Source organism: Salsuginibacillus halophilus, assembly GCF_003014715.1.
In the GTDB taxonomy this organism is placed as follows: domain Bacteria; phylum Bacillota; class Bacilli; order Bacillales; family Marinococcaceae; genus Salsuginibacillus; species Salsuginibacillus halophilus.
The window spans coordinates 249,555-265,638 of record NZ_PYAV01000001.1 but is presented as its reverse complement, the minus strand read 5'-3'; the positions used below and the strand labels follow the sequence as shown (position 1 = coordinate 265,638).

The window sequence follows — 16,084 nt, the reverse complement described above, 5'->3', positions numbered from 1 at the left end:
TTATTTTATCAAGAATGAGAACATAATTCATTTTTTATTTATTTATGCTTTGTTGTTATTACGGTGCGTGAAATTTGAGGGGAGTTTAGAACTTGTCTATAATCAAAAAAAACTGCCCTCCAAGTAGAAGGCAGTCTCTTCTTAAACTTCTTGTTCTGTTTCAAGGAGCAAGTGATCTAATGTTTCAACAAGTCTTGCAATATCTGGTTTACTTACTTGATCATTAGCTCCAACACTGTAACCCTTATGCATTAAATCATCAGTAATCAATGAAGAGAAAATAACAACGGGTAGATGTTGCAGTTCTTTATGTTCTTTCACTTTATGTGTTAAATGATGACCATCCATACGAGGCATCTCGATATCAGTGATAATCAAATCAAGCTTGTGACGAATGTCGCTTGTTGAGTGCAGCATGGAAATGATGTAGTCCCAGGCAGCTTCGCCGTCGTTCATAAACATGATATTTGTGTAACCAGACTCTGTTAGTGTCTCATCTAAAAGATGACGAAGCATACTCGAATCTTCAGCGATTAAAATACTTTTCTCACTGCGCGCAGTATTGTTGTTTAAACGCTTCTTTTCATTTTCAGAGAAACCTGCTTCTGGTGCAATGTCTGCAATAATCTTTTCGTAATCGAGGAGAAGAGCCATTGAATCTTCCATCTTTACAACACCGATCGTATGAGACTGCATCCCTTGGGAGATTTCGTTTGGCTTTTCAATCTGGCCCCAGGAAATTCGATGAATACGTGATACTGATTGCACATGAAACGCTACTTTCGTCTGATTCAGCTCTGCAATGATAAACTTATCTGAACTCGTCTGCTCTTGTGGTTCAAACCCGAGCACAGCAGCGAGGTCAACCACCGGCAGGACTTCTTCTCGTAGACGGATCATACCGCGTACATGCGGATGGCGGTTTGGGCTTTCTGTGACATCAACTGGCTGAATAATTTCGCGAACCTTTAAGACATTAATCCCAAAAGTACCCGTTCCAACTGTGAACATGACAATTTCAAGTTCATTTGTTCCACTCTCAAGTAGTATATCTCCGTTTTTCTCGGATCTCATGACATATGGACCCCTTTCGTATCCAACTTTTGTTTTATAATAATATGGTATCGTTGAACGCTTAAGAAAACAAGCATATTTTAACGATAAGTATCTAAGTGAATAGATCTTCACGATTTAGCCAACGATAAAAGTTTGTCTATAAGCAGACAAAACCCCCGGATGCTGGCCGGGGGTTTTGTGCATATTCAATTAGTCCTGCAAATCTTCGATGGAGTCAATATCCATATACGCTGGGACTGCAAGGCCAATCGCTGCGCCTTCAAGGTTTGCACCTAGATCTACGAAGTCATCTTCCATGTCTTCGTAGTAAGCTTCGTGTGTGCCTGGGAGCCAAGCAGCAACCATCGCATCGGAGTCACCATTTGCAACTGAAGTAAACATGTGGTTTGCTTCAAGTGCACTCATTTCAACTTCGAAGCCGTGATCTTCCAACACTTGAGCAATCACGTTCGTCGAAGCAATTTCAGAATCCCATGCAACAAGCGTTAATTCAATCGTTTCACCGTCTCCTTCATCAACGCCGTCAACCCAGTCTTCAACAATGTCCTCGTTATTATCGACCCATTCACGAGCTGCTTCTTCTTCAGCAGTACCTTCATAAATGTCTAGCATAACTTCTTCCATATGGTCACCTTCCCAATGGAAGTTATCAAGAATTTCATACGCTTCCGGCATATCTTCTTCTAGACCATCACGCACGATTGTATGAATGTCTTCTGCTTCACCAAAGCTGCCTTCTGGATCATCGAGATACTTCAAGTCATGCTCTGCGAACTTATAGTGTGGATCCCAAGCAGTAACAACGATTGGTTCTTCATTATTAATCGCGTCATCAAGGGCTCCAATCATGGCTGCGTCCGAGCTTGCCTGCAAGTCAAAATCAAGATCATAGTCTTCAATTGCTTGTTCAGCTGAAGCCATAACGCCGGCACCAGCGTCGATTCCAGTAATCGTGTAGTCAAGCTCTTCATTATAAGCGCCTGCTTCCCCGCCAGCATCTTCTTCATCAGCGTCATCTTCGTCGTCTTCATCATCTTCGTCGTCTTCATCGTCCATCTCAGTTTCGTCAGCCGCGTCATCGCCGCCGTTTTCTTCAACTTCTTCTTCACCTTCGCCGCAACCTGCAGCAACTAGTGTGAAAGATAAACCTGCAACAACACCTACACGTTTCCAATTCTTAATCATAATTGTTTCTCCCCTTTGTTTCTAGAATAATTTTTATTTATGGTAAATACCCGGCTCCCCGGCCGGCAGCCGGGCATTTTCCCCGCAACATTACCGGCTGGAGCTTCCGATGCTTTGTGTGATCCGGTCAAGAATAATCGCAAGAATAACAATTGCTATACCTGCTTCAAAACCTTGACCTGCCTGGTTACGACCAACGGCGTAATACACTTGCTCACCAAGACCGGATGCACCGATCATCGAGGCAATAACAACCATGGAAAGAGCAAGCATGATTGTCTGGTTAATTCCTGCCATAATTGTTGTACGTGCCATTGGCAGCTGTACTTTCCAAAGCTTCTGTCCGGCAGTTGAACCAAAGGCATCAGAAGCTTCAATAACTTCAGACGAAACTTGACGAATACCTAAGTTTGTTAAGCGTATCGTTGGCGGCATCGCAAAGATAACCGAGGCGACAACACCTGGCTCCATACCTATACCAAAGAAAGCAACGGCTGGAATCAAGTAAACAAAGGCGGGCATCGTCTGCATAAAGTCCAAGATCGGTTTAATGATCTGCTCTAAGATATTGTTTTTAGACATCCAAATCCCAATCGGCACACCGATAAGAACTGAGATCATTGTTGCACTTAATACAAGTGACAACGTAAGAATCATGTCATCCCAGTAGTTCAAATTATCTATAAAGAACAAACCGATAAGTACGAACAATGCTAAGCCCGTTTTACGGCCGCCAAAGATAAATGTCACTACTGTTAATGCAATAATGAAAATCCATTCCGGGATAACGCCTAAACTCTCTGTAAGAATTAGCAAGAGAAAGGAAATAAACGCTTCAATCCCGTCAAAAATAAACTCTGCATTATTTAACCAATCTACAAAATCATCAATCCACTGCGCTAGGGGCATACTAGGAAACAGATCCATCTTCGTTCACCTCGACTCCTGTTAACGCGGCCAGCATTGACCCGCGAATAATAATACCGTTCAAACGATCGTTATCTACAACAGCAATTGGAACACCGCTTGTCGCAAGCATTTCCATAATTTCAGTTACAGGTGTTTCCGATGTTACTGTTGGCACATCAGCTTCTAAGACCTCTTCTAAGTCATCTTTGTTGTTTTTAACAAGGTCAGAAACTTGGTCCGCATGCACAATACCGAGCAGCTTCCGGTTTCGGTTTGTGACGTAAATACTTGAAATATTAGCATCACGCATCCGCTTCAAAGCAACGCGCGGGCCTTCTTTTTCGATATTTACTGTTTCTGGACGAACCATAACGTTAGATGCTGTATAAACTTTGGAACGATCAACATCTTCAACAAACTTCTCGACATAATCGTTTGAAGGGTTCGTCAAGATTTCTTCTGGTGAACCGATTTGAACGATCGCACCGTCTTTCATAATTGTAATACGATCACCAATACGTAAAGCTTCATCTAAGTCGTGCGTAATAAAGATAATCGTCTTTTTCATCGTCTGCTGTAAGTCTAAGAGCTCATCCTGCATGTCTTTACGAATCAATGGGTCAAGTGCGGAGAACGCCTCGTCCATTAACAGAATTTCTGGATCATTTGCCAGTGCCCGTGCAAGACCAACACGTTGCTGCATACCACCGGACAATTCATCTGGAAACTTATCTTCATAACCTTTAAGACCGACTAGTTCCAACGACTTTTCAGCTTTCTCACGGCGCTCTAAACGATCAACACCTTGAATTTCAAGACCGTACTCCACATTTGAAGCAACCGTCCGAAATGGGAACAACCCAAACTTCTGGAAGACCATGCTCATATCTGTACGGCGTACTTCACGAAGCGTCTTCGTATCCATTTTGGCTAAATCTTTTCCGTCAAGCTGAACAGAACCTTTGGTTGGTTCGATCAAGCGGTTGAGCAGCCGGACAAGTGTTGACTTACCACTACCGGACAAGCCCATGATTACAAAGATTTCTCCTTCTTCGACATCAAAGCTTGCATTGTTTACACCGACCGTACAGCCGGTCTTCTGCAAAATTTCATCTTTAGAGCTTCCTTCATTTAAGAGCTCCCGGGCTTGTTTCGTTTTCTTACCGAAAATTTTCGTGAGCCCTTCTACATTAATTTTAGACAATATGTAACACCTCTTTACGACATAATCCGTGCTTATCGCTCACCTTTCATACTATACCTCTTAAGTCCCTATTTCAACAACAACCGTATCAACCCTGTACTTTCTGTTTTTTATATACAGAATAAACTGTACGTAATTTATGGCGCATTTTCTTTAAATTCCTTGTAATTGCTTATCATTTGACCCATTATTGTCGTTTTCTATCTGTATATGGCTTTTGTTAAACTTTACATTAGTAGAAGGTGAAGGAGGCTCCAACCTTATATGGCAGCTGAAACAAGGCAGTGGGAGACCCTGGATGTGATTCGGGAGCGCTTTATCGCAGAGATGGCGCAAAACATGGAAGTGTACGGCATTTCTCAAACCGTTGGCCGTTTATACGGAACGATCTTTTTTCAATGTGCACCTATGACGCTCGATGAAATGAGTGAAGCCCTTGGTATGAGTAAAACAAGCATGAGCAACAATATCCGCCTGCTTTCAGAAGCAGACATGGTCGAGCGTGTTTGGGAAAAAGGGGTACGTAAAGATTTGTATAAAGATGAAGAGGATTGGTATAAATCTTTTTCTTCTGTATTCATTAATCGTTGGAAAGCTGCAACAGATGCAAACTTAAAAGCAGCAAAGGATGCTATTGTTGAACTTGAACAGATACACGATAATGCGGAGGATCCTGTCATTCAAGAACAAACAAACAGTGACCTCGCCAAAGTTCGTAAAGCTCATGCGTACTATGAATGGTTGAACGAAGTGATTTTTTTATTCGAAGACGGAACGATTTTCGAATATGTGCCAAAACGGCATTAATTACATAAAAAGTCCGGCGGTTTTTTCGCCGGACTTTTTTCATTAAATATGAATTTCAACGTCTGCATCTTGCTCAAGCTCGTTTACAACCGCTTGAATCTCTTCAGATTCCTGCTGTTGCTCAAGCTGTTGACGAATTTGTTCTTCAATCATTTCCTGTTCTTCTTCTTCGATTTCTTCACCTTCTGGCAGCTGTTGATCAATCATTTGCTGAACATCTTCGTCACTAACATCAGCTTCGATTCCTTCATCATCGAGGAATTCATCAAGCTTCAAGCTGACTTCAATATCTTCACGCATCTGCTCTTCTTGTTCTTCAGACAAGTCTTCGCCGCCCATCTGCATTTGCTGAGCTTCCTTACGTTCTTCGAGCTCGGCCTCTACTTCATCTTCATCGACTTCGTAGCCGCGCTCTTCAAATTCCTGCATTAACAGTTCCTGGCTTACAAGCTCTTGGGCTACGGCTTCTTTCATTTCTTCCTGTGCTTCTTCATCTTCAGGGTCAAACTGCCCCATCATCTGCATCATATAAAATTCGTAAATTTCTTCGAATTCTTCTTTATGAATCTCTTCACCATTGACTTCAGCAACGACATCAGGGATATCATCAAGATCCGCTTCCGGCGGCTCCTGCGATTCCATCATATCTTCCATTTCTTCGAGTTCTTCTTCATCTAATTCTTCATCCGGCTCACCTTCAGCCTCTGGATCTTCATCTTCATCGCCGTTACCATCTTCTTCTAGCTCGGCACCATTTTCATCATTGTTTTCTTGTGCTTCTTCAGCTGTTTCATCACCGCAGGCAGTTAAAGCAACCGCTGCTGCAGTTGTTACAATCGCATATCGCATAAATTTCTTCATTGGAATTCCCCTTTCTAGGCTGTTGCTTTACGCATTGTAACACACCGGTGCCTTGTGTAACAGGCATCAACCGGCTCAAGGAACATTTACACTTCGACATTTGTACAAATAAAAGCGAAACTCCTGATATGTCAGGGAATTTCGCTTTTATGGCCGAAGATAAAAAATTGTGTGATGTTTTACAACATTACCAAGTCATGATCCCAAAAACCCTATGAACTGCAAAAAACAAAGCTAAAAAACCGCCAAACAATGACACGTATGCAAAGCCCCGGTCTTCTGAAGGTAAAAAAAGCAGTTCAAGGCCCAGGCTGAAAAGAAAACCGCTAATAATGAAAGCAAACAACCCTGTCACCTCGACTGCCCCATCTGTAAAAATAACAAGAAGCATCCAAAGACCGCCAATGACCCCAAAACTCCACCGCAGTTTTCGCCATAAAGCTGCCTGTTTCATTGCATGCCCTCCTCATCACGGATTAACCACGGACGTTGTGCAGCCCAATGCACATTCACAGAAACATCGAATACTTCTGACAATATAGGAGAGGTCAATACATGTTCTTTGCCTCCGCAATGGGTTATGTTTCCATTTTGCAATACCGCAGTCTTATTGATCGAGGGAGCGATCTCCTCAATATGGTGGGTGACATATATGATTGTAGGACCGTCTTCAACTCGAGCGAGCGCATCGACTGCAGCGACCATATCTTCACGCCCGCGAACATCCATGCCTGTCATTGGTTCATCGAAAATTAAAATGTCCGGTGAGAAACAACGTGCCCTTGCAATCAAAACCCGCTGCTTTTCACCTTGACTTAAGCGATAGAGCGGTTCATCTGCTTTATGAAGCACCTTTAAATCATCTAAAGCTTTTTCAGCTTGAGCAAGCTGATAATCATCTGTCTGTTCAAACAAACCGACACTCCCGAAAAAGCCACTTAAGACAATCGCAAGTGCGGTCTCGTTTTGTTTGTTTTGAAAGCGCGCTGTTAAATCATCGCTCACCCACCCAATGCGTTGGCGCATCACTTGTACCGGCACTGTACCGAGTGGTTGTTGAAAAACAGCTATCTCCCCTTTTGTCGGCCACATATAACCATTTAAAAGTTTTAAGAGTGTCGTTTTCCCGGCACCGTTCATGCCGATAAGTGCCCAGTGTTCCTTGGCATCCACATGCCAGTTAATATCCTGCAGCAAAATGTTTCCCTGCTGTTTTACTTCAACATCCTGAAACGAAATCATAACGTATGCCTCCGCTATTCAATATAGCGAAGCGAATCTATAGTTATATCTTCAATATCATGTTTCGTCCAATCAGCCGCTTGTTCTTTCCCGTATTCCTTAATCTTTTCTTCAGACATTTCATCACTGACATTTAGATGAAGTGTCTGATGTTTATGATCCCCTTTCACGCTGTACGAAAAATGAACCTCTACCTGCATGTAACTTCCTCCTTTGAAAATTCAAATCCTCTTTTAACGTTACCCTCAATTTATAAGCCTAACACTAGAAAATCTCCTGCCTTGATTAAGACAGGAAGTTTCCTAAAATATAAAAGGCTATTTTACTTATGTTATAACGACTTGAAAGTTCGATTCGTATAATTTTATAAATGCTTATTCATTGATGAAATCGTAGCGGCGTAACCTGAAGAGACGAATAGAACAATTGCGGTGAACTTCAGCAACAGCGCAGAGAGACAAGCTACCGCGTTGCACGCTCTGCGCGCAAAAAAACACCTGCCTTATTTAAGACAGGTGTTTTTTCTTTAACAACAATCATCGCCGGCACCGGCCATAACAAGGCCTTGCTCACCATCTTCATCTTCATCTACATCAAGCGTGACGTTTGCCACGTGATCGACGATTTGACCTTCAATGCCGACTTGGATTCCATTGATTGTACGGACATCATCATCTGCTTGTGCCTCATCCAGAGACAACCCAAATTTTGGGCCTCCTCAGCCCATGCCCGCAAATACGACACGAATTTGATCCATGCCATGCTCATTCATAATGCTTTCTAAAAATTGCTTTGCCTGATCTGTAATTTGCATTTCACTCACCTCTCAATCGTATTTATTCTATCTTATCTTCATATTTTTTGAAAACCTTAAAGTCTTGATTCCCAAAACGTTTGAAAATTTTTTGAGGCAACTTTTTCTACAAATGAAGCTTGGTAGTAGTTTAACATATAATCAAGCAGCTCACCTACATCTGCCGGAGAATGAAGTCCATCAACGTAATACGTAACACCATCAAAGTCCGAACCGAAACCGACAATGTCTTCACCGCCTAAAGAAGCGATGTAGTCAATTTGACGTACAATATCATCAAAGCCGGCACGATTCTCTCCGTTAAGAAATGGCGGTGTAAAAACAACACCCATAAACCCACCTGCATTAATCAAAGCTTTAATTTGTTCATCAGTTAAATTACGCTTATGATTGCACACACCCTGGGCATTACTATGACTGGCCAGCCGTATGCCTTGATGCTCAAAAACATCCCAAAATGAACGCTCTCCTAAATGAGACACATCAACGGCAATGTTACTTTCATCTAAAAAAGAAAGTACTTCGAAACCTTGCTTGGATAAGCCTGCATTTCTCGGTTCAAGGCAGCCATCTGCAAGTTCATTTGCCTCATTCCAAGTGAAACTTGCCATTTTAAGCCCGGACTGACGCAATAGGCGCCAGCGATCCATACAAGCCCCTACTGAATCTGCCCCTTCAAGAGCCAGAATTGGCGTTGTACCACTTTCCCCTTTTGTCCAGGCTGCGCCTTCAATTAATTGGTGATATAAATCAAGCTGCTGCAGTAAAATATCCCAACCATCCGAACGGCGTTCAAACACAGGCTGAAATAAAGCAAACACTTGATATAGCACGCCGGCTTGACTTAAACGCTCAGGCGTCACATCTATTTTACCTTCTACAGGAAAACGCTCCCATCCGTTGCGCCACAGCTGCCAAAGAGTATCACAATGACTATCGCTTACTCTCATTATCTCACCTCTAAAAAAATTTTGAACGCATGCACCTACAAACTGCATAAACTACAAACAACTACACTTAAAGAAGAGGTGAAGATGATGCAGCAGCCTCCATTTATGCACCACCAACCACAACGACCTATGCCGATGCGCCCAATGCACCCTCCGATGACACCTTTCCATCGACAGGAGCCATTTGTTCCACCTGCGTTTCATGGGCGACTAGAACCTCCAATGCAGGCGCGGCCGCGATATAACCAGTTCAAATACGCCTTTACTAACCCTAATGGCGAGTTTGATGTCCAAAAAACGATGCAGACGATTGACACTGCGATGAAAACGTATCACCAAGTTTCTCCGCTGTTACGAATGCTACCTAGTTTGTTTTCACCCGGACGATGATTTGCAGCGGCGGAAAACCGGCCTCTTTTTATAAGTAAAGAAACGCCAGAGCCACTCTAACGGGCCGAAATTAAAATACAAAAGCCAAACTTTACTGAAGACAATTTGGCCTAAGAATATGACGCATACCAAGCCCACCGCCGTTATTAAATGTGTATGACCAAACCATCCAAAACCATAACCATAGAATATGCTTGTCGCAATAATTGACTGCATCATGTAGTTCGTCAGTGCCATTTGTCCTACATGGCGCAACGGGCGCAGTAAGCTGCGCCCTTTCATATTCAAAAGAAAATAAGTGCTTGTCATATAAAACAAGCAGAGACTTAAACCGGCAATGCCCCCGCTAAATTCTTTTAAACCAGCATCAAAAACAGGATGGATTAACGACTGTTCACCTTGCAGCAACTGCTCTAAAGCAGCCGTAATTACGCCTACAATTAATGCTGCACTCCAAATCGATTTTAGCTGCTGCCTTCCCGCTTCATCAGGCGAAATCAAACCTTGCTTGGCTGCATAAAAACCAATCATAAACAAACCAAGCACCATCGGTACAGCAAGTAAATAATTCGCAGCAACAAAAGGAAGCTCTTCAAAAACACGAAACATTAAAATTTCGGTATAACTTCCAGTTTGATAAACCTGCTCGGCTTCAAGGAATAATGTTTTTACAACATCGCTCTGTTCCGGAAAGTAAACATTCACAACTTCTGCAAGCATCATAAATACACTCATAAGTGCAATAGCACCAAAGTAAAACACGACCCCCCAGCGCAGGAGTGTTCTTTTTGATGCACGGAAAAATAATAGCAGTAAAAAGCCGCTTAAGGCATAATTAAATAGGATATCACCGCTCCAAATAAAAACGAGATGGATAAAGCCTATCATTAATAATCCAAGCAGGCGACGCTTAAATAAAGGAAGACGATTCGAATCTATCACTCCACCTTTTGACAAAAACATGAAAAAACCGATACCAAATAGAATTGAGAACATCGTATAAAATTTACCATCTGCAAACAAAGCAATGGCTGCTTCAACCCATTGATCAATCGGGTGCTCCCATAATTCAATATTTGTGCCTTCAGTATAAAATTTAGGCGAGCTAAATAGCTGAATATTGACTAAAAAAATGCCTAAAAGCGCAAACCCGCGCACAATATCCAAAAATTCAACCCGCTCACCGACCGGAGATAAAGATGATGTTTTCACCTGATCTCCTCCTTCGTCTATCTTATGTATATAAAAAAAGCCCCCACCCCCTTCTGCAATGAAAGTTCTCATCAACCGTTCACTGCGAAGGTGGTGAGTGAAAAATTATTAATTAAATTTGTTTTTGAAAAAGCGGCATCGGCCGCAAATACACTTTGACGTGTGAAGGGAACACACCTTGCTCTCTAGCGCGTAGAAGTGATTCATACATACGCTTGCCGCCACCGGCATTGGCTGAGTGAACCGTAATGCGCTCAGCGTAAATTTTATTCTCTATCATATATTCTACAACAGCGTAACCATTTAATGATTTAGAACCTAGATCATGATCAAGAGAAATGTGTTTATAAACACGATCAGTTGACAGAACTTCCATGCATTCTTCTGCTGAACGAACAAGTGTATATCCTTCGGGGCAGCAACGAGTGTCGTCAAGAAAAATGTTGTACAGTTCCAAAAAATCATCCTTTATTACACACCTGATTGCCTCCGAGAATGTGCAACTACATTTATTATAACATCCACGCGCCCTACTTTAAACATCACTGGAAAACGATGCCGATTCATGTAAATTGAAAACGTGTTGTTGTAACGAACGTAACCTTATCTGCACATCCTCTTCATCAGTAGAAGTGCAGGATGCCGTTATATAATCTGTGATTCTTTGTAAAACAACCTCTCGTTCTGCATTAAGCTTTTCGTTTACAACGTCTGCAAGCATTTCGGCTACCAGCGCTCGAAAGCGCACAGACGCTTGTTGAATGCATGGACGAAGCAGCTGCTCTAATGATTCCCGGTACGCCTTAATACCTTCATGAACAAAAAATTGATTTAAATGATCGTACCCTTCAATAAGCGGATCAATTTGTATAAAAATATCATCAAGTTCTAGTTTTTCTTGAAACGTTACAGGCAGAGACGAAGGAGACTCACTCATATTCACAGGAAAACCTGCCTGTTTAAGCGCCTCTGCAGATTCCCTTTGAAACTGTTGAAACTGTTGCGCGGCAAATGTTTCGCAACGCCACAGCGTCATACGCATATCATCGTTAAACTCTCTCATGATCCAATGCAAAAGTTCGTACGTTTGACGTTTCAGCTGAGAAGTGAAGTTTTGTGTTTCTGAAAAACTGCCACGGTTTAACACGCGCTTAAATTCATCACCGAATTTAAACATTGTCCGCTGCATGAGGTGAAAAAACTGTTCATGCACTTCTTCTTTTACGACCTCAACGTAAACATTTACTGACATAGCTTTCACTTGAGAAACAACCGTCTCACCTGCGGATTCAACTCGTTGAATCCGGGTCACTCTGTCGAGGGATAATTGGTAAAGCTGACGACTGCATTCTTGCTCAATTTCCTTGAGTAACCTGGCAGCTTCAATTTTCAACCTGCCTGTAATTTCATTTTGTAAGTAAGCTTGAATTGTTTGCTTGATAAACGGCCAGCCACCTGTGGACGAGTTGTTGTGAGCAAGTGCTTCTTTAGCGGAAACCGGAAGAACACATGGAGGCTTTTGATAAAGGGCCTGTAAATTTGCCGTTGTATAAGAAAGCACCTCATGCAGCTCCCGTTCGTTTTCTGCTAAGTCACTTGCATTCAATAAAAAGAAGGTATGATCACTTGTACGGATGTCGTTCGCTGCGGCCATCGATTGGATGACTGAAACATCACTTCGTGAAAAAGCATGCGTGTAATACATCATATAGATCATAACATCAGCATTTCGCAGTTCTTCAAATGCCCGCTCGGTATGGAGCGTGTGTATTGAATCTACGCCAGGAGTATCAATAATCGTCGCGTTCACATCTGAAAATGCATGAGCTCTGTACAAAACAGCTTCTTTAACAAGCAGTGCTTGCTCGTTATCTTTTGTTAACAGTTCAAGTTCGTGTTGATCAAGAAAAATTGTTGATCCTGCATGGTGTTCAGCCTCTAGCAGTTTTTCAGACAACTTCCAGATCACTTGGAGCTCTTCTTCATGAAGTAAATCGTGGATTGATGTTTCTTCTGTTTCTTCTTGTTCTTCTCCTTCTGACGAATCGTTGTAACGTTTTTTTGTAAATAAAGCTTGAGCTTCTGCAGCATTTACAACTTTCTTCCCGGCAAATTGCAAGTAATCATTGATGTCCTGCAACAGTTCATCAGCGGTTTTATAACGCACTTGCGCTCTTCCATTTGAAAATTCAGGTGTCGGCGGCCGTATTTCCATTGGAAAAGCTGTCGTTGGTTCCGGGGAGGCTGGAAAATGAGCCCCTTCAGCAATGACGTTGAGTAACGTAGACTTTCCTGTACTAAACTTACCAAACAGTGCAATTCGGTAAGAAGGCGTATTTAACTTATTTACGAGCCGCTCCACCGTTTCCGTAAACGAATAGAGCGTTGGCAAATCCTTCATTTCTTCCGCGACATCTGCTAATTGTGCTGCGGTAAGCTGTGGCACTGATTCACGCCGCTTACCATGATGATGCCACTGGTATTGTGCCAATTTGTGCAGATCTACAGCTTCATTTTCGTTTTGATACGCTGTGAGTTGAAATAATCGTTTTACAGACGCCGGGGGATTTGCAGGCTGTAAAAGGTTAGTCAACTGTTCTTCAACATGTGTCTGCCAGTTTTGGATGGCTTCATCTTTTGTCTGCTTATCCTCTAAGGTATGAAGATTCTGCCAAGCTTGCTCTAATCCTTTATCTAACTCTTGAATTTTTTCTTTTTTAGCTTCTTCTGCGTACCTTTGAATAGCCGGTAGAATCAACTGCAGCCGCTGCTTCATCTCAAACTTAAGCTCAAGTGAAATATTGCGGCAGAATTGAATGACGTATTCTTGAGAGAGTCGAGCACCTTTACGCTCAGCCCTCAGCAGTATATCGCTTGTTATGTGAAAGTGGAGTTGAGAAGTTATTTCACGCACGCGTTCACGACTGCAATTGAGTTCGTAAAGCAAGACTTCAACCTCTTTACGCACAGGCAGATAAAAGTGAATATCCATTTGTTCTTGTAATTCATGAAGCAGTTTATTCTCATGGTCTGTTTGAGACTTACGTGTGAAAGGCAACTGAAGCAACATCTTCGCTTTTTTTGTCCCTGCTTTTTCATGTAAATAATTCCGGGCAGCAACGCGGGCACTGTGTGGAGTTAAACTCGCTTTCTCCCAAAATTGATCAATGATGCGAAACAGCTTTTTTTCAAACCTCTTTTCAAATACCTCCCAGTCTTCGCGCTCATTTTGCAAATCATGAACTTGCTGCTGCTGTGCTTCAAGCTTCCTGTTTGCAAACTCGCGAATGTTTACTTGCAGCTGATTCTTAAATTGATATAAGTGTCCCCATATGGTCATAAATGGCAAGTGATATGAAGCACACCAGGCACTTAAGTTTAGTAGCAGTTGTTCAGTCTCACTTTGTTCATGATCCGGGTGATGAGCTGAAATAAAAATAGGTGGTTCAATATCTGCTTTGGCCGCAGTCTTGAGATGTTCAAAATGGGACAAAAACTGTGGGCCGGGACGCTCTTTTAATTTATCCACCTGCGTCATTATCGGAATGATCCGCCAATGGAACTGACAAAGCGAAGCTAGAAAATCTGTATTTTGCGACGAAGCTGCCTGTTGAACATCCATACAAAATAGAATAACATCAGCGTTTGGTAATGCCTCAAAAGCAGCTGATGCGTGCAGTTCCTCAGTAGAGTCCACCCCCGGCGTGTCCATCAGCTGAACACCATAGGGGAGCTGGAAACTTTCAGATTGTATGTGCAGTTTTTCAATAGCTCCGTAACCTTTACAAAATGATTGGACCTCTTCCCAATCTGGAAAGCTGTTTATTGTCTTGGTATCTCCATTGGTAAACTTTAAATGTAAACTCTCTTCGCCGCGTGAAAGTGTCACAACGTTTGCACTCGTAGGCACCGGATGTGAGGGAAGTGCCTCAACTCCTAAAAGTGCGTTGATTAAGCTTGATTTACCTGAAGAAAAAAGACCAGCAAATGCTATTGTCATTTGCAAAGATGCTGCTTTTAATTCAAGACGATGAAGCAAGCGGTAAAACTCACTTTGCTGAATTGGCGGAGGGTTTGTTTTTAGTTGTTCAAGCAGTGCTTTTAATGCGGCCTCATTTACTGTGTATGTTTGCTCAAAATTCATGTATCCCTGATCATTCACACTCATCATTGTCCCGCCTTTAAATCACTAGACTCGTTGAACCCCTTATAGTAAGTAATCACGCTGAAATAAAACTTTGTACGGCAGATCAATAAAAATGTAAGCTTCTTCATGCAGCTGTACAGCATACGTACGAATTCGTTCGTTTGTATGAATATCTGTATAAAGATCAGATAAAATCCCTTGTTTTTCCACAGCCATGCGCATAATGTTTTCAAGAAAATAAGGACGCCAGCTCCAGTTAACTTCCTCATCCTCTGGATAAGCCGACCATTCACCGTTTTTAAAAAGCGCATTGGCAGACCGCTGAAACCCTTTTTCATCGCAAATATAAATTCGAAAAGCAAGTTCTCCAAGTTCACGACCCATGTTCAAAATGAAGTCATCAAATGATGAGTCTCGTTTGAAATTTTTAATTAATGGCTGCAGCCGCTCATTTAAAAGCTCACGAAGTTGGATTTGCGCTTCAATCTTTTTCTTCTCGTAATCTAAAAAATAATAATAATCTTTTTGCAGTTTCATCTTGTATTGGTCTTTTGCTTGAAAATCCTTCTTCGGTTTATCTATATAGTAACCTTGATAATACCGCCCGCCCTGCATCCAGGCAGCATATAAATCATGAAATGATGACAAACGCTCAACTAAAAGGACAGCCCCGAGCTTACGGCTCAGCATCCTCATTGCATTTGCTTCTGCAAACACATTTTTTAAAATTTCGTCATCTTTGGTTGCTGCTGCATCGATTTTGATGATGTTTGGTTTCGCTGCAGCGATGGCTTCTAAATCGCCGCCTCCCATTCGAACATCATCAATTGCAACTTGTATGCCGAGGCTTTTTACGTACTGAATAAACGAGGTTACCCGGTGCTTATCACTTGCAATGGCATGTTCAGGAATGTCGAAGACGAGTTTTTTTCGATCAAGGCCTTCTTTCTCCCATGCTAATATCCTGGCAATCAGTTGCTCTCCGCGGTCAGTAGCATACATATGGGCTCCTATATTTAAGAATAAAAGCCCACTTCCTTCATTGATCCAATCCGAAAATGCCCGCTCCTGCAAACATTCGTCAACTTCAATTTGATAATCCTCCGGAACTTCTGGATCTAAAAAAAATGGTGCAAGACTGACCGTTTCGCTTGCTTTTGTTATGTAGCGCCCGAACATTTCATAGCCGGCAATTTCCTGACGGTCTGCACTCACCACCGGCTGATAGTACGGGACAAGATGAGTTTGGTTCATCACAATTTCAAGTGCGTCCAAAAAATCCCCTC

The 16,084-nt window shown here is 42.2% G+C and carries 16 protein-coding genes; 2 read left to right on the top strand and 14 right to left on the bottom strand.

Annotated elements, in window-relative coordinates:
* Positions 1 to 141 precede the first annotated feature (141 nt).
* From B0H94_RS01300 to B0H94_RS01285, 4 genes are all read right to left on the bottom strand, one after another.
* Positions 142 to 1,074, bottom strand: coding sequence for a chemotaxis protein (locus tag B0H94_RS01300; RefSeq protein ID WP_106587420.1), 933 nt, complete (start codon positions 1,072 to 1,074; stop codon positions 142 to 144).
* A 192-nt stretch (positions 1,075 to 1,266) separates the two neighbouring features.
* Positions 1,267 to 2,262 (bottom strand): glycine betaine ABC transporter substrate-binding protein, encoded by a 996-nt coding sequence (locus B0H94_RS01295; protein ID WP_106587419.1) that lies wholly within the window; start codon positions 2,260 to 2,262, stop codon positions 1,267 to 1,269.
* Positions 2,263 to 2,352: 90 nt separating this feature from the next.
* Positions 2,353 to 3,189, bottom strand: coding sequence for an ABC transporter permease (locus tag B0H94_RS01290; RefSeq protein ID WP_106587418.1), 837 nt, complete (start codon positions 3,187 to 3,189; stop codon positions 2,353 to 2,355).
* A complete protein-coding gene (locus tag B0H94_RS01285; protein ID WP_106587417.1) occupies positions 3,173 to 4,375 on the bottom strand; it encodes a quaternary amine ABC transporter ATP-binding protein in 1,203 nt (400 codons plus the stop codon). Before B0H94_RS01285 ends, B0H94_RS01290 begins: the two co-directional genes overlap by 17 nt.
* A gap of 264 nt (positions 4,376 to 4,639) precedes the next feature.
* Here B0H94_RS01285 and B0H94_RS01280 point away from each other — a divergent pair, with 264 nt between their 5' ends.
* Positions 4,640 to 5,182 (top strand): GbsR/MarR family transcriptional regulator, encoded by a 543-nt coding sequence (locus B0H94_RS01280; RefSeq protein ID WP_106587416.1) that lies wholly within the window; start codon positions 4,640 to 4,642, stop codon positions 5,180 to 5,182.
* 42 nt (positions 5,183 to 5,224) lie between these two features.
* Here the strand turns inward: B0H94_RS01280 and B0H94_RS01275 are convergent, their stop codons facing one another.
* The 6 genes from B0H94_RS01275 to B0H94_RS01255 form a co-directional block, all read right to left on the bottom strand.
* Positions 5,225 to 6,043: a SurA N-terminal domain-containing protein gene (locus B0H94_RS01275; protein ID WP_106587415.1), complete on the bottom strand. Its 819-nt coding sequence runs from the start codon at positions 6,041 to 6,043 to the stop codon at positions 5,225 to 5,227.
* 187 nt (positions 6,044 to 6,230) lie between these two features.
* The gene (locus B0H94_RS01270) at positions 6,231 to 6,497 is read right to left on the bottom strand and encodes a hypothetical protein (protein ID WP_106587414.1); all 267 of its coding nucleotides are present in this window, start codon (positions 6,495 to 6,497) and stop codon (positions 6,231 to 6,233) included.
* Positions 6,494 to 7,285, bottom strand: a complete 792-nt coding sequence (locus tag B0H94_RS01265; RefSeq protein WP_106587413.1) for an ABC transporter ATP-binding protein — start codon at positions 7,283 to 7,285, stop codon at positions 6,494 to 6,496. Before B0H94_RS01265 ends, B0H94_RS01270 begins: the two co-directional genes overlap by 4 nt.
* Before the next feature lie 14 nt (positions 7,286 to 7,299).
* Positions 7,300 to 7,485 (bottom strand): hypothetical protein, encoded by a 186-nt coding sequence (locus B0H94_RS01260; protein WP_106587412.1) that lies wholly within the window; start codon positions 7,483 to 7,485, stop codon positions 7,300 to 7,302.
* A gap of 326 nt (positions 7,486 to 7,811) precedes the next feature.
* Complete coding sequence (locus B0H94_RS15485) at positions 7,812 to 8,099, bottom strand: iron-sulfur cluster assembly accessory protein (RefSeq protein ID WP_427909920.1); 288 nt, start codon at positions 8,097 to 8,099, stop codon at positions 7,812 to 7,814.
* 56 nt (positions 8,100 to 8,155) lie between these two features.
* Positions 8,156 to 9,049 carry a dipeptidase gene (locus tag B0H94_RS01255; RefSeq protein WP_181315197.1) on the bottom strand — a complete coding sequence of 298 codons (894 nt, stop codon included), beginning with the start codon at positions 9,047 to 9,049 and terminating at the stop codon, positions 8,156 to 8,158.
* Between the two features lie 87 nt (positions 9,050 to 9,136).
* Between B0H94_RS01255 and B0H94_RS01250 the strand changes: the two genes are divergently transcribed.
* The gene (locus tag B0H94_RS01250; RefSeq protein ID WP_181315196.1) at positions 9,137 to 9,439 is read left to right on the top strand and encodes a YppG family protein; all 303 of its coding nucleotides are present in this window, start codon (positions 9,137 to 9,139) and stop codon (positions 9,437 to 9,439) included.
* Here B0H94_RS01250 and B0H94_RS01245 read toward each other — a convergent pair.
* From B0H94_RS01245 to B0H94_RS01230, 4 genes are all read right to left on the bottom strand, one after another.
* The gene (locus B0H94_RS01245; RefSeq protein WP_181315195.1) at positions 9,425 to 10,651 is read right to left on the bottom strand and encodes a DUF418 domain-containing protein; all 1,227 of its coding nucleotides are present in this window, start codon (positions 10,649 to 10,651) and stop codon (positions 9,425 to 9,427) included. The genes B0H94_RS01250 and B0H94_RS01245 overlap by 15 nt on opposite strands.
* 112 nt (positions 10,652 to 10,763) lie before the next feature.
* Positions 10,764 to 11,108, bottom strand: coding sequence for a cyclic-phosphate processing receiver domain-containing protein (locus B0H94_RS01240; RefSeq protein WP_106587408.1), 345 nt, complete (start codon positions 11,106 to 11,108; stop codon positions 10,764 to 10,766).
* Between the two features lie 78 nt (positions 11,109 to 11,186).
* Positions 11,187 to 14,819, bottom strand: a complete 3,633-nt coding sequence (locus B0H94_RS01235) for a dynamin family protein (protein WP_181315194.1) — start codon at positions 14,817 to 14,819, stop codon at positions 11,187 to 11,189.
* Positions 14,820 to 14,858: 39 nt separating this feature from the next.
* Positions 14,859 to 16,073 (bottom strand): EAL domain-containing protein, encoded by a 1,215-nt coding sequence (locus B0H94_RS01230; RefSeq protein ID WP_181315193.1) that lies wholly within the window; start codon positions 16,071 to 16,073, stop codon positions 14,859 to 14,861.
* Positions 16,074 to 16,084 lie beyond the last annotated feature (11 nt).

What these genes read in the sequence shown, in the direction of transcription:
- B0H94_RS01265 (WP_106587413.1), bottom strand. Translation starts at nt 7,285, where the DNA reads ATGATTTCGTTTCAGGATGTTGAAGTAAAACAGCAGGGAAACATTTTG.
- B0H94_RS01280 (WP_106587416.1), top strand. Translation starts at nt 4,640, where the DNA reads ATGGCAGCTGAAACAAGGCAGTGGGAGACCCTGGATGTGATTCGGGAG.
- B0H94_RS01260 (WP_106587412.1), bottom strand. Translation starts at nt 7,485, where the DNA reads ATGCAGGTAGAGGTTCATTTTTCGTACAGCGTGAAAGGGGATCATAAA.
- B0H94_RS01250 (WP_181315196.1), top strand. Translation starts at nt 9,137, where the DNA reads ATGCAGCAGCCTCCATTTATGCACCACCAACCACAACGACCTATGCCG.
- B0H94_RS01290 (WP_106587418.1), bottom strand. Translation starts at nt 3,189, where the DNA reads ATGGATCTGTTTCCTAGTATGCCCCTAGCGCAGTGGATTGATGATTTT.
- B0H94_RS01270 (WP_106587414.1), bottom strand. Translation starts at nt 6,497, where the DNA reads ATGAAACAGGCAGCTTTATGGCGAAAACTGCGGTGGAGTTTTGGGGTC.
- B0H94_RS01275 (WP_106587415.1), bottom strand. Translation starts at nt 6,043, where the DNA reads ATGAAGAAATTTATGCGATATGCGATTGTAACAACTGCAGCAGCGGTT.
- B0H94_RS01235 (WP_181315194.1), bottom strand. Translation starts at nt 14,819, where the DNA reads ATGAGTGTGAATGATCAGGGATACATGAATTTTGAGCAAACATACACA.
- B0H94_RS01295 (WP_106587419.1), bottom strand. Translation starts at nt 2,262, where the DNA reads ATGATTAAGAATTGGAAACGTGTAGGTGTTGTTGCAGGTTTATCTTTC.
- B0H94_RS01255 (WP_181315197.1), bottom strand. Translation starts at nt 9,049, where the DNA reads ATGAGAGTAAGCGATAGTCATTGTGATACTCTTTGGCAGCTGTGGCGC.
- B0H94_RS01300 (WP_106587420.1), bottom strand. Translation starts at nt 1,074, where the DNA reads ATGAGATCCGAGAAAAACGGAGATATACTACTTGAGAGTGGAACAAAT.